21 protein-coding genes are annotated in these 24,006 nt (G+C 45.8%); 14 read left to right on the top strand and 7 right to left on the bottom strand.

The window, feature by feature from the left end:
- Positions 1-7: 7 nt before the first annotated feature.
- The 6 genes from T325_RS01260 to T325_RS01285 form a co-directional block, all read right to left on the bottom strand.
- Complete coding sequence (locus T325_RS01260) at positions 8-727, bottom strand: ABC transporter ATP-binding protein (RefSeq protein ID WP_036909707.1); 720 nt, start codon at positions 725-727, stop codon at positions 8-10.
- Positions 728-834: 107 nt separating this feature from the next.
- On the bottom strand, positions 835-1,203 hold the full coding sequence (locus T325_RS01265) for a GntR family transcriptional regulator (protein ID WP_036909709.1): 369 nt from the start codon (positions 1,201-1,203) through the stop codon (positions 835-837).
- Positions 1,184-2,017: a hypothetical protein gene (locus T325_RS01270; RefSeq protein ID WP_156097617.1), complete on the bottom strand. Its 834-nt coding sequence runs from the start codon at positions 2,015-2,017 to the stop codon at positions 1,184-1,186. The genes T325_RS01265 and T325_RS01270 overlap by 20 nt, the downstream gene beginning before the upstream one ends.
- Positions 2,018-2,051: 34 nt before the next feature.
- Positions 2,052-2,843: a hypothetical protein gene (locus T325_RS01275; protein ID WP_036909711.1), complete on the bottom strand. Its 792-nt coding sequence runs from the start codon at positions 2,841-2,843 to the stop codon at positions 2,052-2,054.
- Positions 2,844-2,855: 12 nt separating this feature from the next.
- Positions 2,856-3,671 (bottom strand): ABC transporter ATP-binding protein, encoded by an 816-nt coding sequence (locus tag T325_RS01280; protein WP_036910107.1) that lies wholly within the window; start codon positions 3,669-3,671, stop codon positions 2,856-2,858.
- 176 nt (positions 3,672-3,847) lie between these two features.
- On the bottom strand, positions 3,848-4,732 hold the full coding sequence (locus T325_RS01285; RefSeq protein WP_036909712.1) for an NAD kinase: 885 nt from the start codon (positions 4,730-4,732) through the stop codon (positions 3,848-3,850).
- A 106-nt stretch (positions 4,733-4,838) separates the two neighbouring features.
- Between T325_RS01285 and T325_RS01290 the strand changes: the two genes are divergently transcribed.
- From T325_RS01290 to T325_RS12970, 13 genes are all read left to right on the top strand, one after another.
- Complete coding sequence (locus tag T325_RS01290; RefSeq protein ID WP_036909713.1) at positions 4,839-5,402, top strand: DJ-1 family glyoxalase III; 564 nt, start codon at positions 4,839-4,841, stop codon at positions 5,400-5,402.
- A gap of 1 nt (position 5,403) precedes the next feature.
- Positions 5,404-6,066: a 2-C-methyl-D-erythritol 4-phosphate cytidylyltransferase gene (locus T325_RS01295; RefSeq protein ID WP_036909714.1), complete on the top strand. Its 663-nt coding sequence runs from the start codon at positions 5,404-5,406 to the stop codon at positions 6,064-6,066.
- Entirely contained in the window at positions 6,067-8,166 is a 2,100-nt protein-coding gene (gene recG, locus T325_RS01300; protein ID WP_036909715.1) for an ATP-dependent DNA helicase RecG, read from the top strand.
- Between the two features lie 119 nt (positions 8,167-8,285).
- Positions 8,286-9,245, top strand: a complete 960-nt coding sequence (locus T325_RS01305; protein WP_036909716.1) for a M23 family metallopeptidase — start codon at positions 8,286-8,288, stop codon at positions 9,243-9,245.
- Between the two features lie 351 nt (positions 9,246-9,596).
- Entirely contained in the window at positions 9,597-10,157 is a 561-nt protein-coding gene (locus tag T325_RS01310; protein WP_036909717.1) for an RNA polymerase sigma-70 factor, read from the top strand.
- Between the two features lie 65 nt (positions 10,158-10,222).
- The gene (locus T325_RS01315; RefSeq protein ID WP_036909718.1) at positions 10,223-11,188 is read left to right on the top strand and encodes a FecR family protein; all 966 of its coding nucleotides are present in this window, start codon (positions 10,223-10,225) and stop codon (positions 11,186-11,188) included.
- 140 nt (positions 11,189-11,328) lie between these two features.
- Positions 11,329-15,060 (top strand): SusC/RagA family TonB-linked outer membrane protein, encoded by a 3,732-nt coding sequence (locus T325_RS01320; protein WP_231622168.1) that lies wholly within the window; start codon positions 11,329-11,331, stop codon positions 15,058-15,060.
- Positions 15,061-15,072: 12 nt separating this feature from the next.
- Entirely contained in the window at positions 15,073-16,941 is a 1,869-nt protein-coding gene (locus tag T325_RS01325; RefSeq protein ID WP_036909719.1) for a RagB/SusD family nutrient uptake outer membrane protein, read from the top strand.
- A gap of 133 nt (positions 16,942-17,074) precedes the next feature.
- The gene (locus T325_RS01330; RefSeq protein WP_081910998.1) at positions 17,075-18,184 is read left to right on the top strand and encodes a glycoside hydrolase family 18 protein; all 1,110 of its coding nucleotides are present in this window, start codon (positions 17,075-17,077) and stop codon (positions 18,182-18,184) included.
- A 29-nt stretch (positions 18,185-18,213) separates the two neighbouring features.
- Positions 18,214-19,506, top strand: a complete 1,293-nt coding sequence (locus T325_RS01335; RefSeq protein ID WP_143058367.1) for a histidine phosphatase family protein — start codon at positions 18,214-18,216, stop codon at positions 19,504-19,506.
- 12 nt (positions 19,507-19,518) lie between these two features.
- Positions 19,519-20,790 carry a histidine phosphatase family protein gene (locus T325_RS01340; RefSeq protein WP_036909723.1) on the top strand — a complete coding sequence of 424 codons (1,272 nt, stop codon included), beginning with the start codon at positions 19,519-19,521 and terminating at the stop codon, positions 20,788-20,790.
- Positions 20,783-21,787 carry a glycoside hydrolase family 18 protein gene (locus T325_RS01345; protein WP_081910999.1) on the top strand — a complete coding sequence of 335 codons (1,005 nt, stop codon included), beginning with the start codon at positions 20,783-20,785 and terminating at the stop codon, positions 21,785-21,787. The genes T325_RS01340 and T325_RS01345 overlap by 8 nt, the downstream gene beginning before the upstream one ends.
- Before the next feature lie 137 nt (positions 21,788-21,924).
- Complete coding sequence (locus tag T325_RS12970; protein WP_255327761.1) at positions 21,925-22,059, top strand: hypothetical protein; 135 nt, start codon at positions 21,925-21,927, stop codon at positions 22,057-22,059.
- A gap of 85 nt (positions 22,060-22,144) precedes the next feature.
- Here the strand turns inward: T325_RS12970 and T325_RS01350 are convergent, their stop codons facing one another.
- Positions 22,145-22,552, bottom strand: a complete 408-nt coding sequence (locus tag T325_RS01350) for a DUF4332 domain-containing protein (protein WP_036909725.1) — start codon at positions 22,550-22,552, stop codon at positions 22,145-22,147.
- Between the two features lie 119 nt (positions 22,553-22,671).
- Here T325_RS01350 and rmuC point away from each other — a divergent pair, with 119 nt between their 5' ends.
- Positions 22,672-23,997, top strand: coding sequence for a DNA recombination protein RmuC (gene rmuC, locus T325_RS01355; protein ID WP_231622169.1), 1,326 nt, complete (start codon positions 22,672-22,674; stop codon positions 23,995-23,997).
- Positions 23,998-24,006: the final 9 nt, after the last annotated feature.

Genomic DNA, 24,006 nt, shown 5'->3' on the forward strand with positions numbered 1-24,006 from the left:
AATCTATTTACTTCATCATGCCGTTGATACCGAATGGACTTGCGTTGTGATCGAGGTTCTCCTCTATCTGACCAATAATTCCGTCTTTGATGTGGACAATTTTATTAGTCTCATTCGCCACACCACTCTCATGAGTCACTACGACAATAGTCATACCATCTTCCTGATTCAGCCTTTTGAGCAACTGCATCACCTCCACAGAGGTCTTCGAGTCGAGTGCGCCCGTAGGCTCGTCGGCCAGAATAATCTGTGGTTTGGTGATGAGCGCTCTGGCTATTGCCACACGTTGTTTCTGTCCTCCCGACAGTTCGTTAGGGTAATGGTCAGCCCAATCAAGCAGTCCCAGACGGTCCAAATAGTCTAAAGCCATCTGGTGACGCTTCTTGCGACCGACCCCCTGATAGAATAATGGCAACTCAACGTTTTCCACGGCGGTTTTGAAAGAGATGAGATTAAATGATTGGAATATAAAGCCTATCATGTGGTTACGATACTCAGCTGCTTTACGCTCTGAGAGGTCCCAGATAGGCACTCCGGCTAACTCATAGGTACCAGAATCATAATTATCCAATATACCTAATATATTTAATAATGTGGATTTTCCTGAGCCTGAAGCGCCCATAATAGAAACGAACTCACCTTTAGCGATGTCGAGCGAGATGCCCTTTAATACATGAAGCGGCTGAGCTCCCTGGTAGGTTTTGTTGATGTCTTGTAAGTGTATCATAAAAACAACCTTCTTACCTTATTTTACTATTTACCTTTTGTTATTACTATTTTTGTCCGTTTGACGCTCATTATCATCGAAAAGTTTCAAATTATTGAAGAAAACTCTCATTCTTTAACATTTTGTAAGTTTCTATAAGCTTCTTCAACATCCCCAATACTAATATCGAGCAAGTTCATTTGGCGGAAGAGTTCTGGCAAGCGCTCTTTCATAAACTCCTGCTTACGGGCTTTCATGATCTGCTTCTTTGCACCTTTGGTCACAAAATAACCTAATCCGCGCTTATTGTAGATAATCTCTTCACGGGCCAACTGTTCATAAGCCTTCACTGCAGTATTGGTGTTCACTTCCAGTAGCACGGCATACTCACGAACGCTGGGTATACGGTCGTCGTCTTGATATACTCCAGAGAGTATCTCATCACAAAGGCGGTCGGCCATTTGAATATAGATGGGTTTATCGTTTGAAAAAATCATAATTAGTCCACTTATTAGTTATTAACTGAAAACCTTTAAAGATATGATACGACGCCCAGTAGTTAAAACAGGCGAGAAGAGGCAGTACCACAACGAGTACATAAGCCATAGCACCCACCGATGCATCTATACATACATTATCTTCCCACTTAGTCTGAAATATTGAAATCTCGAAATACATCAGTACTCTTCCAAACAGAGCCACGACTAAGATGATTACCATACTCGTCAGGACGAAGGAATACTTACGTAGCAGCGTTCCTCCGAGTACATAGGCCGAGTGGACCCATAGGATGATGACTGCAAGCAACGTCCTTTCCATCATGTTATATGAGAAACTGGATGTATCATTAAATCTAGGCGTCATGTGATCCAACAGTTCTGGAATGCCCGAAACCCATTCTTCGCCATATGTCAAACTACGGAATATCATTCTGGCCGTGTCTCCGACAGCAAACGACAGGAAAGTACAGAAAGTCCATATAACCGTTACAAAAATCACCGCCGAAAGGTACTTCTCTATGTTTGATGCCGGCAACATGAGAAAGGCCTCACGCCTCGCATTCTTATTTATATCAGAGAATATTTGGCTCACACCGACAGCTAAGCCAATGACGATAAATACAGCAAAGAATCCTGCTATACTGTCTATGATATATTCAGAGGATTGTCCTTTATGAAAATACCAAAACAACCACTCGCCAAAGAACGTTACCAGCGCATATCCTATCGTCCACATCAGCCACGGGTAGAAGATTACACTCAGATACCAATGGAACGTCTTACCAAATCTACATATATTGAAATTGTTCATAATCAATTTGTTATTACTATTCACTTTATATCTCTTACAGATTCACGAACTTTCCAACCGCTTGTGTCCTGCAGAAGAGCCTATAAGACAGCCAGAAGTTTACAAAGAGCCATAGCACATAGATGACATCCTCAATCACAAGCTCATGCGTAGAAGCTTTACTACTAATGCCAACAGTCTTTTCTGGACTCAGAAATAAAAGCAGCATACACAGCACAATGAGAACCAATGTCGTGAGTATCCAGGCATACTTGTTCGATCTGAAAAATGTGCCGCCAAGTACATAGCAAGAGTGGAGAGACAGCGAAAAGATAATAACTGTATAAATAGCTGCAGCAGGCACATATTGCACGGGTAACATAATAGAGCTCAATCTCTGATATATATCGGTTGTTACGAACAGGACATTCTCACTCCCCATCAGCGTGTTCACCGCATACTGAATCAGGTCTGCAGAGAAAAAAGCGACCAGATATATAGGCATCAGGATGATCCACGTAGAATAGCGCATCAGGTATTTCTCAAAATTCGATGCAGGCAACATCAGCAACATCTGAAGATCGTGCTTGCCTTTCATACTCGTGAACATCGTTGACGGACCTATGATAAAATTGACCAATAATACCGCTATCGTTATCACAGAACACATAGCATAGTTACGGTTAGCCCCGTTGACGTTGAACTGAAAAAAGTTTGTTGTATTCGCAAGGAACAACAAGGTCAGCAAGACAAACACCTGGAGGAACTTCCTCAGATAGAAGTTTTTGTCACAGGTCAGCGACCATTGTGCCAGTTTCCTAAATCTATGAATATTAAACTGTATCATACGCTCACCTCCTTAAATTCTACCCTGGGTTACAGCATTAAACAGCAATTCAAGATTCACCTGAGTCTCAGGACTGTCCTCTTTACGAGGCGCAATCACCGCATTACCCTGAAGTGAAGGTTCCGAATAAAGCACATCGTCCATCTGGTCTGGAGTACGATACTCAAAGGTGTACTTCTCCTGAATCTCAGCCACTGGCGCATCAAGCAACAGTTTCTGCTGAGAGAGAATCAGAATATGGTCGAGCAAAGCCTCTACATCGTGCACCTGGTGGGTAGAGATAATCAGTGTACGGTCGCCCGTCATATATTGTGTCACGACCTTTCGAAACTGCGACTTCGAAGGAATATCGAGTCCGTTAGTCGGTTCGTCCATCAGCAGCACCTTAGTATTGGCAGCAAGAGCGAAAGCCATGAAAACCTTCTTCTTCTGGCCCATCGAAAGAGCATTCAACTTCACATCAGTCGTAAGATCGAAATCCTTCAGACAGCCCTCTAACACCGTCGTACTGAACAAAGGATAGAAAGGACGGTTTATCTTAACATACTCATTTAGTGTCATAGAAGGAAGATTAAACTCCTCGGGTACAATGAAGATATCCTGAAGTGTTTCCGGCCTTCTCTTCTTCGTTTCAATACCATCTAAGCTTACGCTTCCTTTCTTAGGTCTCAGCAGTCCACTTATCAGATACAGCAGAGTTGATTTGCCCGTACCATTCTTACCAAGCAAACCGTAAATATTATCTTGTTTCAGCTCCAGACTGAAATCATCAAATACCAGATGTTTACCTCCGGCATACTTAAAACTAATGTTTTTTACTTCTATCATAACGATCTTAATTATATTGTTGATAATTACTTCTGTTATAGTGTACCACTTCAATAGTACACTGCAAAAGTAAGATTAATAGATATATCCTCCAAACTTTTTGGAAGAAATCTTCAGTCCTTTAACACACTTTAAGTTTTCACTCTCGCGTGTACATTAATTAAAGTAGAAGTAAATCAACGGGCATCGACACCCCACATCATTTTCTCACGAAGCGTATTGAAATAACGCTGACCAGAACGCTTCACTACCTTCACATCAAATGGTGCACGACGAAGCGTAATTCTCGTTCCCTCCTTGCATTTCTCCGAGCGGCCATCTATAGCAATGAGGAAATTATGGCTACGGCTCTCTACGGTAAGCGAGATTTCAGAAGAGTCTGACAATACAATAGGGCGAATATTCATAGAATGAGGCGCAACTGCCGTCATGGAAAAGACTTTAGTGCCAGGCACGATAATGGGGCCGCCATTCGAAAGCGAATAAGCCGTAGAACCCGTAGGAGTGCTTATCACCAAACCGTCAGCCTGATAGGTTGTCAGATACTCACCGTTAATATTTGCACGGATAGAAATCATCGAGGCTGTATCGCGTTTCAGAATAGCCACATCGTTCAGTGCGCAGTCGAAGCCTTCCAACTTCTCACCATCCAGTTCTACCTGTATCAGTGCACGGTTCTCTATAGAATATTCCTCTGCATAGAGTGCATCCATACACTTCTCAATATCCGAAGGACTTACATCGGCTAGGAATCCCAGTCGACCCATGTTCACGCCAAGAATAGGGATCATCTTCTGGCGCACACGACTGGCAGCCTTCAAGAAAGTTCCGTCCCCCCCCATTGAAATGACAAAGTCGGCATCAAAGTCGTCTCCCGTAAATATTTTGGCTGCATCGATACTAATACGCTGATTATCTTTCAGAAAGTAATAATATTCCATGTCAACATACAACTCTGCGTCATGCTCTGCCAAGCACGAGAGCACCTTCTGAATCGAGGCCGACTTCTTGGTCTGATAGATATTACCAAAAAGGGCAAATCTGAGTTTCCGACTTTCCATAATTACTTGTTTTGGTTGCAAAAATACAAAAAAAGCCACAGAATAAACAGATTCTCAAAGTTTTTTTATTATCTTTGCGCTCAGATAACTTCAAAAAGAAAATAATATGGCAAAAGTTTATGTATTCCTAGCAGACGGCTTCGAGGATGTAGAAGCTTTAATTCCCGTTGACGTATTGCGTCGCGGCGGCGTTGATGTGATAACGGTGAGTACCACCGAGTTTCCGCTTGTAGAGTCGGCTCATGGTGTAAACGTCGAAGCAGACATCCAGTTCGAGCAAGGCGACTATTCTGATGCCGATCTGCTGATGCTGCCAGGCGGTATGCCAGGAGCCAGCAACCTGTTTGCCCACGAGGGCGTGCGTCAGGCACTGAAGGCTCACTTCGAGGCAGGCAAGAAAATCTCAGCTATCTGTGCTGCTCCCGCTGTTGTACTGGCACCACTTGGCATCCTTGATGGCAGGAAGGCCACCTGCTACCCTGGCTTTGAGTCAGAACTAAAGAATGCACAGTATACTGGTGATCTCGTTACTGTCGATGGCAACATCATCACCGCCGAAGGACCTGCTGCAGCATTCCCTTACGCCTATGAGCTCCTCACCCAGTTAGTCAACAAAGGAACCTCCGACCAGATAGCCGAAGGCATGCGTTTCAAACACCTCATGGCATAATATGGATTATGTAATCATAGTGGCAGGTGGAAAGGGGTTGCGCATGGGAAGCGACATTCCCAAGCAGTTCCTACCTGTTGGCGGGAAACCAGTGCTAATGCGTACGCTAGAACGATTCCGTGCATACTCAGCCGATTTGTGCATCATCCTTGTATTACCAAAGGCTCAGCAAGACTACTGGCATGAACTCTGCAAAAAATATGCCTTCAACGTGGATTATCTGTTGGCTAATGGCGGACAGACACGTTTCCATTCCGTACAGAACGGACTAGCCTTAGTACCCAACGACGCACAGGGCGTGGTAGGCGTGCATGATGGCGTGCGCCCTTTCCCCGACATCGACGTTATCCGCAAATGCTACGAGACTGCCCGCAAAAAGAAAGCTGTCATTCCCGTGATTCCCGTCGTCGAGACTGTCCGCCAATTATCTTGCAATAGTTCGAAAACAGTTCCTCGCGATGAGTTCCGTCTTGTGCAGACTCCGCAAACATTCGACATCCAACTGTTAAAGGCTGCCAATCAGCAGCCCTACAATGATGGTTTCACCGACGATGCCTCTGTCGTAGAAAGCTACGGACAAGAAATCACCCTTGTTGAGGGCAACCGCGAGAACATTAAAATCACGACCCCCTACGATCTCAAAATCGCAGAGGTCCTTATCTGAATGGACATACTAGACCAAGACATACAATATCTCCCTGGTGTAGGACCTAACCGTAAAAAGATTCTGGGCGACGAACTCGGCATCCACACTTACGGCGATCTGCTCTACAATTATCCTTATAAGTATGTTGACCGTTCCAAGTTCTACAGCATCCATGAGTTGACAGGTGATATGCCCTTTGTACAGATTGTTGGTCACATCCTCAGTTTTGAGACTTTCGCGATGGGGCCTCGCAAAGAGCGTGTGGTGGCTCACTTCACCGATGGCACAGGCATCATGGACCTTGTTTGGTTCCAAGGCGGCAAATACGCCAAACAGTCGTACAAAATAGGGAAAGAATATATCGTCTTCGGTAAACCCACCATCTTCAACAACCGCATTAACGTAACCCATCCTGACATCGAAGAGATTAGAGACGATGGTCAGGAGCAGACAAACTTCGGACTGCGCCCTTATTACTCCACGACGGAAAAAATGAAGAAACGGGCGCTCAATTCAAAGACTATTGAGAAACTGACACGAGGGTTACTTGAGAAATTACCTCCGCTTCCAGAGACCATTCCCGACTTCATCACCGCGCCCCACTTCCTGATGTCGCGTGACAGAGCCCTACGCACTATCCACAACCCAATGGACTTCAAGGAGTTGGACCGAGCCAGAGTACGTCTCAAGTTTGAAGAACTATTCTTTATCCAACTCAACATTTTGCGCTACGCCAGTGACCAACGCCGCAAATACCGTGGCTACGTATTCTCGAAAGTTGGTCGGCAATTCAACACTTTCTTCCACGACTACCTGCCTTTTCCCTTGACAGAAGCCCAAAAGCGTGTAATCCGCGAGATACGAACCGACACCGGCAGTGGACGCCAGATGAATCGTCTTCTTCAGGGCGACGTCGGCTCCGGCAAAACCCTCGTAGCCCTCATGTCAATGCTCATCGCCATTGACAACGGTTACCAGACCTGCATCATGGCACCTACCGAGATTCTTGCCGAACAGCACCTTCAGACTATTATGCAGTTTCTCAAAGGGATGGACCTGCGCGTGGCACTGCTAACAGGAATCGTGAAAGGGAAACGTCGCGACGAAGTACTTGAGGGACTGATGGACGGCACCATCGACATCCTCGTTGGAACACATGCCATAATCGAGGATACTGTACAATTCGCACGCCTCGGCTTCGTTGTAGTCGACGAGCAACACCGCTTCGGTGTGGCACAGCGTGCCAAACTATGGAGCAAGAGTCAAAATCCACCTCATGTGCTTGTGATGACAGCCACGCCTATCCCCCGCACTCTTGCCATGACACTCTATGGTGACCTTGACGTAAGCGTTATCGATGAGTTGCCGCCAGGGCGCAAACCAGTAAGGACAACCCATGTCTTCGACTCCCGCATGACCTCGCTCTACGATGGCATCCGCCAACAAATCCGTGAGGGACGTCAGGTGTATATTGTATTCCCGCTCATCGAAGAGAGTGAGAAGAGTGATTTGAAAAATCTTGAAGATGGCTTCGAAGTGTTGCGGCAGGCCTTCCCTGAATTCCGTCTCAGCAAGGTACATGGCCGCATGAAGCCAAAGGAGAAGGAAGAAGAGATGCAGCGGTTTGTCAGTGGCGAGACCCAGATACTCGTAGCCACCACCGTCATCGAGGTTGGTGTCAATGTGCCCAATGCCTCTGTGATGGTCATCCTCGACGCCCAGCGCTTCGGTCTCTCCCAACTCCATCAACTCCGTGGACGTGTAGGCCGTGGTGCCGACCAAAGTTTCTGTATTCTCGTCACGCCTCCCAGACTCAGCGAAGATACCCGTAAACGCATTGACATCATGTGCGACACTAACGATGGTTTCCGCATTGCCGAGGCCGACCTGAAACTGCGCGGTCCCGGCGACTTAGAAGGCACCCAGCAGAGCGGCATGGCCTTCGATTTGAAGATTGCCGACATTGCCCGTGACGGACAGATTGTGCAAATGGCCCGCAACGAAGCGCAGAAGGTCATCGACGATGATCCTGAGTGCCAGTCAGACCGTTATTTTATGCTTTGGAATCGGTTGCGCCAGCTCCGAAAAACCAATGTCAATTGGGCTGCTATTTCCTAGCGAAAGTGTTAAAACAATAAAAAACTTTGTTAACGGAGACAGCTTTCTGCATGTTTTTGGAATAAATTACCTATCTTTGCAAACGATAATTTTGCTCTAACAGACAAACCATATCCGTAATGATAACAATTAAAATTTTAAAGTCGGCTGCATTATTGACATTTATGGCCTTTACATCTACCCCTGCTCAGGGGCAGGATCTGTTGGCCCGTCAGGCTCCTGTGGATCGCAAGATGAAAGCCGTCGACTCTATAGTTCTCAACAGACTGATTGAGCAGGAAATGTTTGAGAACCCCTCAGGTGATCTTTATGACGAATGGAGTAATAACCTTACCCATTATTCAGGCGTTACCCTCCCCGACGAGGCTACTATCGACCTCCGTGGTTTCTGTATGCCAACAGAAAGCCGCGTTGTAACCTCTAACTTCGGTGCCCGCTGGGGACGTCAGCATAAGGGTCTTGACATCAAAGTGTATATTGGCGATACCATCCGCGCTGCATTCAGTGGTAAGGTTCGCATCGTAAAATATGAGCCCCGTGGCTATGGTAAGTATGTCGTTATCCGCCACCACAATGGTTTGGAAACATATTACGGTCACATGTCGAAACAGCTCGTACGTGAAAATGAAGAAGTAAAGGCTGGCGACCCTATCGGTCTTGGCGGTAACACCGGACGCAGCACAGGCTCTCACCTCCACTTCGAGACCCGTCTCTGCGGCGTAGCTCTGAACCCTGCCCTGATGTTCGACTTCCGCAATCAGGACGTTACGGGCGACTTCTACACCTTCCGTCGCAGTAAGTATGCGGCAGAATCAGCTCAGGCCACTCGTCTGCGCGGTGCCAATGCAGGCAAGAACAGTAGTCGTTTTTCATCTGATGCCGACGACGATTCTGAACTTGCTATTGCAGCCCCCTCAGCATCGTTTGCACCTGAGGTTCACCTCCACAAGGTCAAGAAAGGTGAGACGCTTCAGTCTATCGCCCGCAAGTGTCACACCACTGTCGACGCCCTCTGTAAACTTAACCGCATCGGCAAGAACATCCGCCTGATGCCAGGACAGATTCTGAAATACAATTAAGTGAAAACATCATAACGATGAGAAGCCTCGCTCTGATATGAGCGAGGCTTTCTTTATAGTAAAAAGCAAGGAACTTTTGTTATTAAAGGTACCATTCAGTCATTAAGACGTGTTTTTCACAAAAAACGAGCATCTCGCTAAAGAACAGAGTAGTTGCAATACTCACTTTTCACCTCACACTTCTTACACTTCCCTCACCCAAAGCAAAGATCGGTTAGGTGTGGGAAGTGTAAGAAGTGTGGGGTATTTTTAGCATATGACAACTATCTATATTATAGATCACTTTTACCAAGTAACAAAAATACAAACATTTTATTTTGTATTATACTCATTTTTTCTTATCTTTGCATCATGAAAGATGGTTTTGAGCATTTTTATATCAGTTGGTATTCCCGAGCTAAAAATTTTGCACGGGAATATGTCCTTGATGATGTAGAGGCTGAAAACATTGTCCAAGATGTATTCATAAAAGTATATGAACGCTGGAATCTATTTGACGAGAATATTAATCTGACAAGCTATTTTTTTACAGCCATCAAGAATGAATCGCTAAAAACACTTCGCAAAAAACTGACTGTCGAAAAAGCAAAGGAGAGAATCCAGAAAGAGTATACAATGGAAATAAGGTTACGATATGACTCTCTTGAATCGCTCAACACTGCCTTCTCTGACGAAAAAAGTATTGAGGATTTGCTCTATGACGCTCTAAATAAACTGCCCGAAAGATGCAGGCAAATATTTGTCATGAGTAAATTGAAAGGGAAGAAACAGAAACAGATAGCCGAAGAACTTGGGATATCCGTTAACACCGTAGAAGTACAAATGGGTATAGCCTATAAGAAACTACGAGAAGAACTTAAAGACTATCTGCCTATCATTCTTTTCCTTTTTGGATTTATTAACAAACAATAAGATCCTACAATTAGTGGTTTCTGTAATCACTCTGATTATATACATATTAAGAACAAGGAAGCGAAATGGACGAGAGGGTTATAAAATACTATCAGAAGGAATTAAACAATACTGAGCAGATTAAGCTACTCGGTGAGGCCGAGTCAGATTCTCATTTGAGAAAAGACATGATGGATATCCAGAACATCCTATCGCTTACAGATTTGGAAGCTTCTCTAACCGATTTTGATGCAGGAAATAAAGGTTATCAGCACTTCCTTAGTATTCGCCGCAAGCAAAGGGCAAGCATTATCAGTCTAACAATATTACGCTATGCCGCAGTATTTCTCATCGGTATATTCAGCACATGGTTTATTTATAGTCAGCTGCAGAGTTCTGCAGAAAGCTCAATAGCACAAGTTTTAACCGTACCTGATGGTCAGCGAGCACATATAGTCTTACCAGACGGCAGTACCGTATGGGTGAACGCCCATTCGAAGCTAAGATATCTGTCTTCATTTAACAAGGAGCGTAAAGTAGAGCTTTCGGGTGAGGCATATTTTGATGTCGTTAAAGACGAAGGGCATCCATTTATTGTAACTACTAACGGGCAACAGAATATTAAGGTGTTAGGTACCAGCTTCAACGTATTCGCATATCCTGACGAACCTCTTACCGTCTCACTTTTACGAGGAAAAGTCGAAGTTTCCGAACTGAAGGACGAAAAGAACCTTGCTGTCTTATTACCTAATCAGCAATTAACGGAGAAAGATGGTCGTTATGTGATTAGTGCTATCGAAGAAGATCCCATTATGTGGAAAGACGGTATCTATTTATTCTCCAAGCAACGTATGAAAACCATCATCAAAAAATTAGAACTTTATTATGATGTACACATAACCGTGAAAGACGCTGCCATTGAGAATCTGGAGGTATCCTGCAAATTCCGCCAGCGTGATGGTGTTATGGAAATTCTGCGACTCATTCAGAAGGTTCACCCCTTTAAGATTGAGAAGAATGATGAAACGAATGAAATTACACTCTACCATTAGTTATAGGTAAAAAAGGTTAAACATAACATTTCTTTAAAAAAAGTAAGATTTTCATTAATGGATTTGGCGATGCTTGGGGTTATATAGACAGAATTGGAAATTCAACCAACTAAATATTAATAAAATTAAAATCTATCAAGATGAAATCCAAAGCAAACCTAATTCTAAAAAAGGCAAGGATTCTGCTAACCATCTGCTTTGTCCAGTGCTTCGTTCTGGTATCACAAGCTCAAAACCAGAATCTAAAGTTACCTTCGAAGACTGTAACCATTTCGCAGTTCTTTAATGCAATCGAGAAGCAAACAGACTTTTTGCTCGTTTACAGTGATGTCGATTTGGACGTCAAATCGAAAGTGTCGTTTGGTCAGACTTCTGGCAAATTGAAGATTTTCATGGATCAGTTTGTCAAGGACAGGGAAATCTCTTATGAGTTCACCACCAACAAGTACATCGTACTTTCCAAGCAACCTGCAAAAGACAGCTATCATATAGGTTCACCCGGCAGTCATCCGAGAGTAACTGGTGTCGTGCTCGATATGAGCGGAGAACCACTGATTGGTGCTACAGTATTAGAAAAAGGGAAAAAGAATGGTGTTATCACAAATATAAATGGTGAGTTTTCCATAGAAGCCCCTTTAGGAAGTACACTGATTGTCAGTTATGTTGGCTATAAGTCCAAGGAAGTAAAAGCAGGGAATAATCTGAGAATAGTCATTGAAGATGATTCACAGGTACTTAACGAGACTGTAGTTGTAGGCTATGCAACACAAAAGAAAGCCAACCTGACTGGTGCCGTAGCATCGGTAGATGCCAGTAAGCAGTTTGAAGGCCGCGTAATATCTGATGTAGGTCGTGGTCTGCAGGGAGCTGTTGCAGGACTTACCATCACCGACCCTCAAGGTGAGGTGGGTTCAAACCCGAAGATGAAGATTCGTGGTGCCATCGGCTCTTATGAAGGAGGTTCTTCACCACTGATTTTGCTTGACAACGTAGAAATACCTTCGCTTCAAGTTGTTAATCCTGATGACATTGAATCGATTACCGTTTTGAAGGATGCAGCTTCAGCCTCTATCTACGGATCAAAAGGAGCCTTCGGCGTAGTATTGCTCACTTCAAAGAAGGGCGCAAAAACGGATAAGATATCTTTCTCATATACAGGAAACCTAGCATGGGAGAATCTCTCAAAGAGTTATGATGTTGCAGGAGTCAACGGTCTCCAGTACATGCTGGACTGCCGTGCTCGTGAGAAAGACAGCATGCATACCGGTCACTATTCTTACGACGGACTTTATACAGGTTCTTACTTCCGAACAAGTGAACAATCTATCCAGAAGACCAAGGAATGGATTAGCAAATATGGAAGCATGGGAGCCGACGACCCAATGGTCTATGGCCGTGACTGGTACTATGAAAGTGGTCGAATCTATGGTATCCGTCCATACAACATCTACGACTATATTATCAAAGAGAATGCACCCTCTACCAAGCATAATATTACCGTCAATGGTAAAAAGGGTAATACAACTTTCAATATCGGACTAGGATATCTGAGTCAAGACGGTATGTTCAGTACTTGTACAGACAATTTCAAGAAATATAATGCCTCTGTCAAACTCGAGACTGAAGTAAACAAGTTCCTAACCGTACGAGGCGGTATGATGTTCTCGTCGTTCAATAAGAGATATCCGTTCTTGACCGAGTCGGGCAGCGACGGTCCTTGGATCTACCTCTACCGATGGTCACCTCTAATGCCTCTGGGCTACAATGAAGACGGCGAAATTATCCGCTCGGCTCAGAGCGCAACGATGCAGGCAGGCACTCAAAGTCAGAAGACTAATTATTCGAGTGTAAATATGGGCGTAACCATCACACCTCTCAAGAACTGGGAAATCAAGGCAGACTACACCTATTATAATAAGGAGTATATAGCCACTTATCCTGGTTCCACGCTGAGTGCTGCATCCTACCGCGACACCCCTATTGTCCGCAGAGACGCAGATGGCAACAAGATATATGTCAACAGCGAGGGACAAGTAGTAAGTGCAGACAGCGAGGGAGCCATGCTCTCCTACAAACTGCCGTATATGGCAAACTACAATGGTGCTGACAAGCCAAACCTCTACAAACGTAGCCACGAGAACTCTTACAGCCACACGCTCAACGCCTATACAGACTACACGCTGAGGGTAATGGATGTACACGACTTTAAGTTCATGGTGGGATTAAACCTGACTACCTACGATGCTACCAGCCAAAGCACACAGGTTACAGAACTCACCAATTTCGAAAACCCACAATTTGCCTTCGGAACCGGTACGTGGACTGGTGATGGTGGAGCATCATGGTCATCACAACTTGGCTATTTTGGCCGACTGAATTATGCCTATGCCGATAAATACCTCTTCGAGGCCAACCTACGCTACGACGGGACCTCAAAATTCCCAACAGACCTTCGATGGAAATGGTTCCCTTCTTTCTCTGCAGGATGGCGCATCAGCGAGGAGAAGTTCATGAACTGGTCGAAAGTTTTCCTTTCGTCCATGAAAGTAAGAGGTTCTTGGGGATCAATTGGCGACCAGACTGTCAGTTCGTCGCTCTATATTCCTACGATGGGCACAGGCTTCAGCAGCTGGATTGGCGGAAGCGGCACAAAAGTGTTCTATGTCGATACACCTTCTGCCGTATCAGCATCCATCAGTTGGCAGAAAATTGAGACACTCGACTTAGGCGTTGACATTCGACTGTTTAACAATGAGTTAGGACTTACCTTTGACTGGTATCAGCGTGACACGAAGAACATGATTGTACCAACCGATGGTGTAAATACCGTCACCTATGGTGCCAGCGCACCAAAGGCTAATAATGGCCAGCTACGCACCAAAGGATGGGAACTGACAATCGACTACAACCACCGTTTTGCCAATGGATTAGGCATCTACGGTCAATTTAGCATTGCCGACAACAAGTCTGTCGTTAAGAAATTCGGTGACACCAAGAATCTGAGTGACTGGTATGTCGGTAAGGAATACGGAGAAATATGGGGATTCCAAGTAGACCGTTTGTATCAGTGGGATGACTTTGAAACAGATGGCAATGGTAACCTGATTTACCGGGCACTGACAGAAGCTGACACAGATGATGCAAACTGTGTAGGCAAGATGTCATACATACTCAAGCCCAATGCCGATGGTTCAAAACCTGTATATCAGTCGTATTTCGAGGGGAGCAGTTTCCATTTTGGTCCTGGTGATGTAAAATATAAGGATGCCGATGGTGATGGATGTCTCTCAAAAGGTACACAAACGGTGAATGATCATGGTGACCTTGTAAAAATAGGAAACTCCACTCCAAGATTCGAATACAGTTTCCGTATCGGTGCAGACTGGAAAGGATTCGACCTGAGCCTGATGTTCCAAGGTATCGGTAAACGTAAGATCTGGGGACAAGGACCGCTTTGTATTGCCGGTTATAAGTACTCCGATGGTTGCATGGCAGCAGCTATTGCCGATGATTACTGGACAGAGACCAATACTAATGCATTTTATCCAGCAGCTGCAGGCATGAGTTCCAGCAACGACAACTATAATTTCATGATCAACGACCGCTATATCCTGAATATGGCCTATCTGCGACTGAAGAACCTGACATTCGGCTATACGATACCGCATACCCTTTCAGGAAAAATCGGAATCGACAAGGCACGATTCTACTTTACTGCAGAGAATCTGCTGACATGGGACAAACTCCGCGGCCTTCCCATCGACCCAGAGGTTGAAACAGGCAACACATATTTCGGCAGTCCTCAAGGACGCACGGGAGTGGGTACTCCTACTTTCAAAACAGTTTCTATCGGTGTACAGTTGAACTTCTAAAAGCATAAAACAATGAAAAAGATTATATATTCCTTTCTGTTCCTTACCGCAGCTCTATTATGCGGATGTAGCGATCTGCTTGACAGAGAATCGCTGACTACAATGGAGGACACCAACTATTGGCGTTCAGAGAGTGACTTGCGTTCTTACGCCAACCACTTCTATGAGATATTCTTCCCAGGATATGGCCTTGAATGGGATCGTGACTGGGCATACTCCTATTCTACAGGGTTCTGCGACGACTTCGTCAGCGAAGGGACGCAATCATACTTTACTAACAAAGTACCAACCTCGTTGGGATCGAAGAGCGAGTCACGCGGTTGTTCAACAGAATATTACGGACCGACATGGGGTTTTGGAGTAATCCGCTCGCTGAACATTTTTATCGACCGTCTGAACACTGTTGCCAGAAACAATGTCGACGATGAGACTTTCCGTCACTGGATGGGCGTAGCTAAATTCCTGAAAGGATTCCAATATGCAGACCTTGTCAGTGTCTATGGTGATGTGCCATACTTTGCCAATGTTGTCGAGGACGATGATCCTGACACAATGTATAAGGATCGTGATGCACGCGGTGCTGTCATGGATAGTGTATACGTGCTCTTCAACTATGCACTAGACAATATGCGAGACGATGACGGAGCCCTGTTCCTCAACAAGTATATAGCTGCAGGATACATCAGTCGTTTCATGCTCAACGAGGGCACATGGCAGAAATACCATGGAACGGAACGTGGCGGCGGAGATGCCAACCGAGCCAAGAAATATCTGGAGCTGGCGGTAAAAGCGGGCGACATGGTGATTAATAGTGGCAAATGGAGCTTTGACAGCGACTATAAGAGTCTGTTTGCATCGTTCGATCTAAGTAGTAACAAAGAGGTTCTGTTCTATCGCCATTATGATGCGGCACTCAACATCACACACGCTATAGGCTCTTACAACGGAGGATCGGAAAGTGAGACGGGTGTGAACCTGGCCTTTATCAAAGCTTTCAACTGTAGTGATGGTAAACCCTACACCATCTCAGAGGTCGAGGGTGCCAACGACTTCAGTCTGGAGAATCTGGCAAAAACCAGGGATCCGCGTTTTGATGCCTGTTTCTACAACAAGCCAGATGTCAATTCCTCGTCATTGATATACCATTATAAATATGCTTCAAAAGAGGCTCTCCAGTATTATGAGGCAACACATAATGTCATTAAGCCAACATGGTACTCAGACTTCAATGAGAACGATGCCCCACTGATGAGATTGGGCGAAATCGTGCTCAACTGGCTTGAAGCTAAGGAAGAACTGGCACTGAGTTATGGTGGTACGGCTGTCACACAGGCAGATCTGGACAGAAGCATCAACGCCATCCGCAAACGACCTTTAGACGAGGATGCGAAGTCACGTGGCATACAGCAGACGAAAGCCCTTGACATTAATGCTATTCCTGAGGATCCAGCACGCGATAGCGACGTGCCTGCGCTACTATGGGAAATCCGTCGTGAGCGCCGTATGGAACTTTTCAATGAGGGTAACCGCATTAAGGACTTGCGCCGCTGGCATAAGCTCAATTATATGGACTACAACCGAGATGCCGACAATTACCTCGGCCCGTGGATAGACTTCTCGAAAGAGATAGTAATGCCAAATAATGACACCAATGAATACCTCGACAAACTTGTTGGCGTGCTGACAGTCCAGAAAAAGGATGGTAGCAGAGTAACCTACGATGGTAGCAATGCCAGTGAAATGGTAGGCTTCTATGTTGTTCGTAACGCCACAAACCGAGAGCCATTCAGCGATCGTAACTATCTGGCTCCCATCGGACAGCAACAGATTGACGACTATAGTCAGCGCGGCTACACACTGACGCAGACCTATGGTTGGTGATTCTGAAAAAGCCGTAACCGATACCGACTACATAGTCACAACAACAACAAAGACACACTACGGAAAGCAGTGTGAAACGGGTTGTACCAATAAACCAACTAACAGAAATATAAAAATATAAATAATTGGAAATATGAAAAAGTATCTTTCAATAATCATGATATCTGCCTTATGCTTAGGCTGTTCATACGATAAGGACGAGTTAACTGATCGTGTCTCTGAGGACTCTTCTGAAATCATTTCTACACGTGGCGAATCCAAGACACCCATTATCGAATATTTCTGGAGAAAAGAGAACGTAATGCCTGATTTTGACTATATGACACATGTCATCGTCTCGAAAGCAGTATTTGAGACTCCTTACGATGGCACTCTCAAACTAAAAAGCGGCGCATTAAAGATGGCTCAGCTGATGGATCTGAAGAAGAAAAACAATAGCGACGTAAAAGTTATCCTGATGGTCGGAGGTTGGGGCGTTGACGGATTCAGTCAGATAGCAAAAGACAACAACAAAGTGAAGAAGTTCATCAGTAGCTGTAGTCGTTTAATTGATTCTTTACACTTAGACGGTATTGACATTGACTGGGAATATCCGGGAAACGCGACCTCGCAAAAAATCGGGTACAGTTCCAACGACAAGGAGAACCTCACCAAAATGATGAAGACTATCCGAGAGACTTTCGATAAGTATTATAAGAGTCATCCGAAGATCCTGTCTATTGATGTCAGTGCTAATCATCCCGATTATTACGACATGAAGAATCTCATCAAGTACGTCAACTACGTCAATGTTATGACCTATGACATGGGCGAGCCTCCGTATCACAATTCGCCATTACATTCATCACCGATGACCAAGTCATCATGTAATACATCTATATTAAGTTATATCAGTGCCGGCGTTCCCGAATCACAGCTTGTCATGGGAATTCCATTCTACGGTCATGCCAATGGCGAAAACAGCGAACTGAAGGAGGATATTTCTTATAGTGCAGTAAAGGAGCTGATAAAGAAAGACGATAAATACACCCAAATGTGGGATGACGATGCATGCGTCCCCTATCTTGTCTGGAAAGGTCACTCTACCAATATCTGTTCTTTTGAAAATGCATCCTCTATTGCAGACAAATGCAAATACATCAAGAAAAAAGGACTGGCCGGTGCAATGGTCTGGTCATACGATCATGATGATAATGAAGGAACACTACGCCAAGCCCTAAGAAAAGGACTATGGAACTATTAATAATAAAACATTTATATAAATAAAGACTTATGAACAACCTCAGAATTACTATTTTCTGCATGGTGGCGGGACTCTACCTCGGCGTCCATGCCCAGACATCCATGACAGAACTGCGTGCTCATCTGGATCTGGCCACAGGAAATTATTGTAATTACCCCACCCCCTCAGGACATATCACCCCGGCTCCTGCTGGCTATGAGCCCTTTTATGTGACTCACTATGGCCGTCACGGAGCCCGCTATATGACAGGCGACAAAGAGTATAAATACACTATCGGCAGAATGGACACAGCACAGACACTTGGTCTGCTGACAGCTTACGGCAAGGAAGTGCTGCAGCGCCTGAATATTGCCGCTGCCAATGCTCACCATAGGGCTGGCGACCTGACCCAGCTCGGCGCACGCCAGCATCGCGCCATCGCCCATCGCCTGATGGTGAACTATCCGTCGTTAATGTCGCAACCACTCCATGTTAAGGCCAACTCTTCTACAGTCAGGCGCTGCATGCTCAGTATGGCAAACTTCTGTCAGGAGATGTTAATCATGAACCCCAATCTTGACATCACGATGGATGCCAGTGAACACGACATGTACTACATGATTGCCAACGACAGCATTGTCATCCCCAAATCGGAGAAGGACGATGAATTGTATGAAAAGCTCGACAGCTTCCGTCATAAGATGCTCAACGGCCGTCATCAGTTTGAACTGCTGTTCACTAACCCAGAAGCTGCCGGAAAGTTCATTGACAACTATAAGTTTACCGACGCACTGTGGAACATTGCCGCCGACATGTATTGTCTGCCAGAACTCAACCTGTCGTTCAACGACTTGTTTACCGACGATGAGTTCATCGATGGTTTCCGCTCATATAATGCCAGTTGGTGTCTATGGGAGGGACTGATGCCTGGAGCACAGCCCAATCAGTACGCTCACTTCCCGCTTCTGGTCAACTTCCTTGACGAAGCAGACCTTATGATTCGCTCAGGGAAGAGTGGTGTACGACTGCGTTTCGGCCACGACAGTACCGTATTACCCTTTGCCTATATCCTCGGGCTGAAAGAAGCCATGCAGGGAACAGACGATATGGAAAACCTGCATAACCATTTCGCTTTATACCGTCTGATTCCAATGGCCGCAAACATTCAACTCATCTTCTTCCGCAAACAAGGCTCTGATGATATTCTTGTCAAGTTCCTGATGAACGAAAACGAGACCTCTATTCCCATTCAGACTGACAGCTACCCGTTCTATCACTGGAAAGATGTGGAAAGCTACTACCGCAACATGCTGAAAGAAGCTAATATTACCTATAAGAAATAAAGCATCGACCTTATGAACTACCGTATCATTCCCCTGTTTATATCTCTGGCAATGACTGTTACGGCAACGGCCCAGACATCAAAGGAAGAAATCTATAAAGACATCTATCGCACAGGCTCAAACTACTTTGCCTATCCCAAGCCGAAGACCCAGAAGCTGACAATGGCGCCCAAAGGCTACGAGCCCTTCTATATCAGTCACTACGGGCGACACGGCTCACGCTACATGTCGAATAACGACTACTATGTTACGGCCATCAACAAACTTGACAGCGCCCGCCAGTTTGGCATTCTCTCAGCGAGAGGTGAAGATGTACTTACCAAACTACAGATTGGATATGCCGACGCATGGAACCGCGATGGCGACCTCTCAAAGCTTGGTGCACGGCAGCACCGCGAGATAGCTCATCGCATGTATGAGCGTTTCCACGAGTTGCTGTCTCAGCCTCTGCAAATCGATGCGAAATCATCAACATCACGTCGTTGTATGCTGAGTATGTTCAACTTCTGTCAGGAATTACAGATCATGAACCCCAACTTGGAGATTGCTATGGACGCCAGTAAACGCGACATGAAGTACGTCGTTGAGGATCTCAGCATCAAACCTAAAGCGACAGCGCAGAGTGAGACCTACGAGCAGCGGCGTTCTGCCATTTTCGAACGAGCCCACAACTCCGACCGTCTGATGGCATCGTTGTTCACCGACGTACCTCGTGCAAGCCTGTTCGTCGACGGCAGGATGCTGATGGAAGCTCTTTACAATGTGGCAGAAGATCTGCAGAACGTGCCCGAGCTGAACATCTCGCTGATAGATATCTTCACCAAGGACGAGCTGTTTAATATGTGGACTGGCTATAATGCCGGCTGGCTATTATCAGCAGGTCTCATTCCCGGCTCTACTCCCAACTATCTGCAACAAAAAGAAGTGCTCGACAGCATCGTCAGCACGGCCGACCATGTGATCCAAGCCGGCAAGCCTTGCATAACACTCCGGTTCAGTCACGACAGTTCTGTTCTGCCATTAAGCTTCTTGCTTGGTTTAAAGGAGGCTATGGGAGGTACGTCTGATATAGAGAATCTGTACAAGCATATCTCTATTGATAAAATTATCCCAATGGCAGCCAATATTCAGTTGATCTTCTACCGTAAAAAGGGCTCCGATGACATTCTTGTCAAGTTCCTACTCAACGAGAACGAGACTTCTGTTCCTGCCCTTAAGACAAACTGTGCCCCCTATTATCACTGGTCAGATGTCAAAGAATACCTAATCACGAAGCATGAATAAGATATTCTTATTGGCAGCATTACTCATAACCACCATTCAGACAGATGGGCAGAACGTACCAAAGATTGAGCAGAGCACAGCCGACAGTCTCAATTTCTCTGGTGAAAAGGTCGTTACCGCTTATGTGACCTCCTGGTCCGAAACGATTCCAGACCCTATGGAAATGACTCACATCAATTATGCCTTTGGTCATGTAAGCCCATCTTTTGATGGTGTCGTTATAGACAATGTCAATCGTCTCAAGCAGATCGTTGCCCTTAAGAAGCAGAACCCGAAGTTGAAAGTCGTGCTTTCCGTAGGGGGATGGAGGAGTGGCCGTTTCAGCGAGATGGCTTCTTCGTCAGTCACCCGTAAACGTTTTGCCGACTCCTGCTGTCAGATAGTAAAGGAACTTGGTCTTGACGGTATAGACATTGATTGGGAATATCCCACTCAATCTACAGCCCAGATATCATCATCGCCAGATGACACAAAGAATTTCACGCTTCTCATGCACGATCTTCGCTCTGCTTTGGGGGAACAGCACATTCTTTCGTGTGCTACTATTGCCAGCGCGGAATATATCGACTTTAAGGAATGTATTCAATACCTGGACATGGTCAATGTGATGTCATATGACATGGGCGACCCTCCTTATCATCACTCTGCCCTATACCCATCAGAGATTACAGACTGGATGTCGACCTCACAAGCCGTTGAAGCCCATCTCTCATCAGGAGTTCCCCGGGAGAAGTTAGTCATGGGTATTCCTTTATATGGACGAGGCGTAACAGAGAACGACGGAAGCATGACGGAATGCTGGCATTCGAAATCAGAGGTTCCCTATTGGGCTGACAAGGACGGGCAACTTGTCTATGGATATGAGAACGAGCGATCCGTCAGCATCAAATGTCAGTACGTTATAGACCACAACCTTAAAGGATGTATGTACTGGGAATATGGCGGCAAGGAGCAAGAACCTCTTCGTCATCGCATCCGCACTCTCTTATTAAACTAAACAGAAAAGACATCACTGTTTGGATATGTGTTTATTTTTTCCGTCTAAAAGTTTGGCAGATTACGTGAATCTTCGTATCTTTGTAGCGTGATTCTGATGAATCGCAATATTACTTTAATCTTCATTAAAATCAGACGATGGAAAAGATATCAGGACACAGCTCTCGTCGAGCCAGAATTGAGACCCAGTATGTAAAGCCCTCCATGCGGGTAGTAGACATGCAATTAACGCAGTTCATCTGTATAAGCGGTCAGTGGGGGCTTATCGATTAAAAAGAAAAACCTGTCTAAAATTCAGAAAGACATCAAAGATACTGAAGTTAAAAAATCCCCGACGACTAATCGGGGATTTTTCTTATTAATATGTCATTTTAGGCTCAAGCTCTTTGGCTTGGTCAATCATTTTCTGTACTTCGCTGACGGCAGGCACACGATTGCAGATGTTCTTGGCATCGTTCACCTCAACAAGCTTCGGCTGCAGGTTCTCTGCCAGACGATGACGGAACTCCTTCACGGTGTCAACGCCAGCGGCTTCGAGCAGTTCGGCAAACTGCGGTCCTACGCCATTGATACGGAACAGGTCAGCATGGTTTGTCCACTTCAGAATCAGTTTCTCGCTGATGCCGGTTGCCTCTGCCAGCTCCTTGCGTCCCTTGGGAGCAGCGCATTTCTCAAGCAGTTCGCTCACCTTGTTGATACCAGCTGCTACGAGTTTCTCAGCGTAAACGTCGCCTACACCTTCAATGTCGATAATCTTGTAATCCATAATCTTTAAAGTTTTAAGTTAATGATAAATGGTTTTTGTACGGGGCAAATATACAAAAAAACTCACAGATTAATCGGAATTACGAAGTTTTTTTTTAATTTTGCAACAAAATTAACAGTATGATGACAGCCTTATATATTATAATAGGTGTGGCGGTAGGCGCCGTGTTGCTCTACCTGCTCATGGACCGTAAGATGGACGCGCTCCGCATTGAGGGCGGCAAGAAAGACATAGAGCTCTCCATGAAGGGTGAGCAGTTGCAAGAGGCCACCAGTCGTCTGCACCATCTGGAAGCCGAGAACAAGGATCTTCACGCCAGGGCTGAGGCCCAGGGGCGTGAGCTGCAGCTGGTGCGCCAGCAGATTGAAGCAGAACGTGGAGAGCGCAAGGAGGAGAGTGAGAAGCGCGACGCCCAGTTTATGAACATGGCGCAGCAGGTGCTGGAGCGCAGTGCCTCGAAGCTGAAAGAGTCGAATACCGAGACGATGACAGGCATCACCCAGCCGCTGAAAGACGCCATTGCCAACATGCAGAAAGCCATCGACGAGAACAGCAAGGGCACCGTGGCACAGGCAGCTTCGTTCCGCGAGCAGATACGCCTGATGATGGAACAGACCCAGCAGCTTGGCGAGCGTGCCGAGAGCCTCACCAACGTGCTCCGCCGCGACAATAAGGTGAGTGGCAACATGGGCGAGATTATTCTTGGCGACCTGCTGTCGAGTCAGGGTCTTACCGAGGGCATTCACTATGAGGTGCAGACCCGTTTGCGCGACGAGATGGGCCGTCCCTTGAAGCACGACGAGACGGGCAAGGAGATGCAGCCCGACGTGATACTGCATTACCCTCAGGGCCAGGATGCCATTGTCGACTCAAAGGTGTCGCTCGTTGCCTATGAGAAGTATGTCAATGCCGAGACGCCAGAGGAGAAGGAGCGCTACCTGCAGGATCATATCAAGAGTGTGCGCAGCCATGTCAACGAGTTGGCGCGTAAAGACTATTCCAAGTATATCAAGAACGGGCGCGACGCAGTAGACTTCGTGATTATGTTCGTGCCCTTCGAGTCGTCGTTACAGTTGGCCCTCGCCAATGACCCTACCCTCTGGCGCGAGGCTTTCGAGAAAAAGGTCTTTGTCACAGGAGAGCAGAATCTGCTGGGCATCCTCCACATGATACACATTGCCTGGGTGCAGAACCAGCAGGCCGAGAACCAGCAGAAGGTGTTCGGACTGGCCGAGCAACTGCTCGACCGTCTGGGCGACTTCGTACATCGCTACAATGAGCTGGGCGAGAAAATCCACAAGGTGCAGGAGGCTTACGACAGTGCAAACAACAAGCTCATCACGGGTCGCCAGAGTGTGGCTCAGAAAGGCCGCGAGCTTGTTGACCTCGGTGCCAAGGAGAATGCCAACCGCAAGATTCCCATGCCCGAAATCGGACTAGAGTAGAGATATAAA

This window comes from Prevotella sp. FD3004, from assembly GCF_000746155.1.
In the GTDB taxonomy this organism is placed as follows: domain Bacteria; phylum Bacteroidota; class Bacteroidia; order Bacteroidales; family Bacteroidaceae; genus Prevotella.

Excerpts from the sequence above, each read along its gene's own strand:
- T325_RS01260 (WP_036909707.1), bottom strand. The coding sequence starts at position 727 with ATGATACACTTACAAGACATCAACAAAACCTACCAGGGAGCTCAGCCG.
- T325_RS01265 (WP_036909709.1), bottom strand. The coding sequence starts at position 1,203 with ATGATTTTTTCAAACGATAAACCCATCTATATTCAAATGGCCGACCGC.
- T325_RS01270 (WP_156097617.1), bottom strand. The coding sequence starts at position 2,017 with ATGAACAATTTCAATATATGTAGATTTGGTAAGACGTTCCATTGGTAT.
- T325_RS01275 (WP_036909711.1), bottom strand. The coding sequence starts at position 2,843 with ATGATACAGTTTAATATTCATAGATTTAGGAAACTGGCACAATGGTCG.
- T325_RS01280 (WP_036910107.1), bottom strand. The coding sequence starts at position 3,671 with ATGATAGAAGTAAAAAACATTAGTTTTAAGTATGCCGGAGGTAAACAT.
- T325_RS01285 (WP_036909712.1), bottom strand. The coding sequence starts at position 4,732 with ATGGAAAGTCGGAAACTCAGATTTGCCCTTTTTGGTAATATCTATCAG.
- T325_RS01290 (WP_036909713.1), top strand. The coding sequence starts at position 4,839 with ATGGCAAAAGTTTATGTATTCCTAGCAGACGGCTTCGAGGATGTAGAA.
- T325_RS01295 (WP_036909714.1), top strand. The coding sequence starts at position 5,404 with ATGGATTATGTAATCATAGTGGCAGGTGGAAAGGGGTTGCGCATGGGA.
- recG (WP_036909715.1), top strand. The coding sequence starts at position 6,067 with ATGGACATACTAGACCAAGACATACAATATCTCCCTGGTGTAGGACCT.
- T325_RS01305 (WP_036909716.1), top strand. The coding sequence starts at position 8,286 with ATGATAACAATTAAAATTTTAAAGTCGGCTGCATTATTGACATTTATG.
- T325_RS01310 (WP_036909717.1), top strand. The coding sequence starts at position 9,597 with ATGAAAGATGGTTTTGAGCATTTTTATATCAGTTGGTATTCCCGAGCT.
- T325_RS01315 (WP_036909718.1), top strand. The coding sequence starts at position 10,223 with ATGGACGAGAGGGTTATAAAATACTATCAGAAGGAATTAAACAATACT.
- T325_RS01320 (WP_231622168.1), top strand. The coding sequence starts at position 11,329 with ATGAAATCCAAAGCAAACCTAATTCTAAAAAAGGCAAGGATTCTGCTA.
- T325_RS01325 (WP_036909719.1), top strand. The coding sequence starts at position 15,073 with ATGAAAAAGATTATATATTCCTTTCTGTTCCTTACCGCAGCTCTATTA.
- T325_RS01330 (WP_081910998.1), top strand. The coding sequence starts at position 17,075 with ATGAAAAAGTATCTTTCAATAATCATGATATCTGCCTTATGCTTAGGC.
- T325_RS01335 (WP_143058367.1), top strand. The coding sequence starts at position 18,214 with ATGAACAACCTCAGAATTACTATTTTCTGCATGGTGGCGGGACTCTAC.
- T325_RS01340 (WP_036909723.1), top strand. The coding sequence starts at position 19,519 with ATGAACTACCGTATCATTCCCCTGTTTATATCTCTGGCAATGACTGTT.
- T325_RS01345 (WP_081910999.1), top strand. The coding sequence starts at position 20,783 with ATGAATAAGATATTCTTATTGGCAGCATTACTCATAACCACCATTCAG.
- T325_RS12970 (WP_255327761.1), top strand. The coding sequence starts at position 21,925 with ATGGAAAAGATATCAGGACACAGCTCTCGTCGAGCCAGAATTGAGACC.
- T325_RS01350 (WP_036909725.1), bottom strand. The coding sequence starts at position 22,552 with ATGGATTACAAGATTATCGACATTGAAGGTGTAGGCGACGTTTACGCT.
- rmuC (WP_231622169.1), top strand. The coding sequence starts at position 22,672 with ATGATGACAGCCTTATATATTATAATAGGTGTGGCGGTAGGCGCCGTG.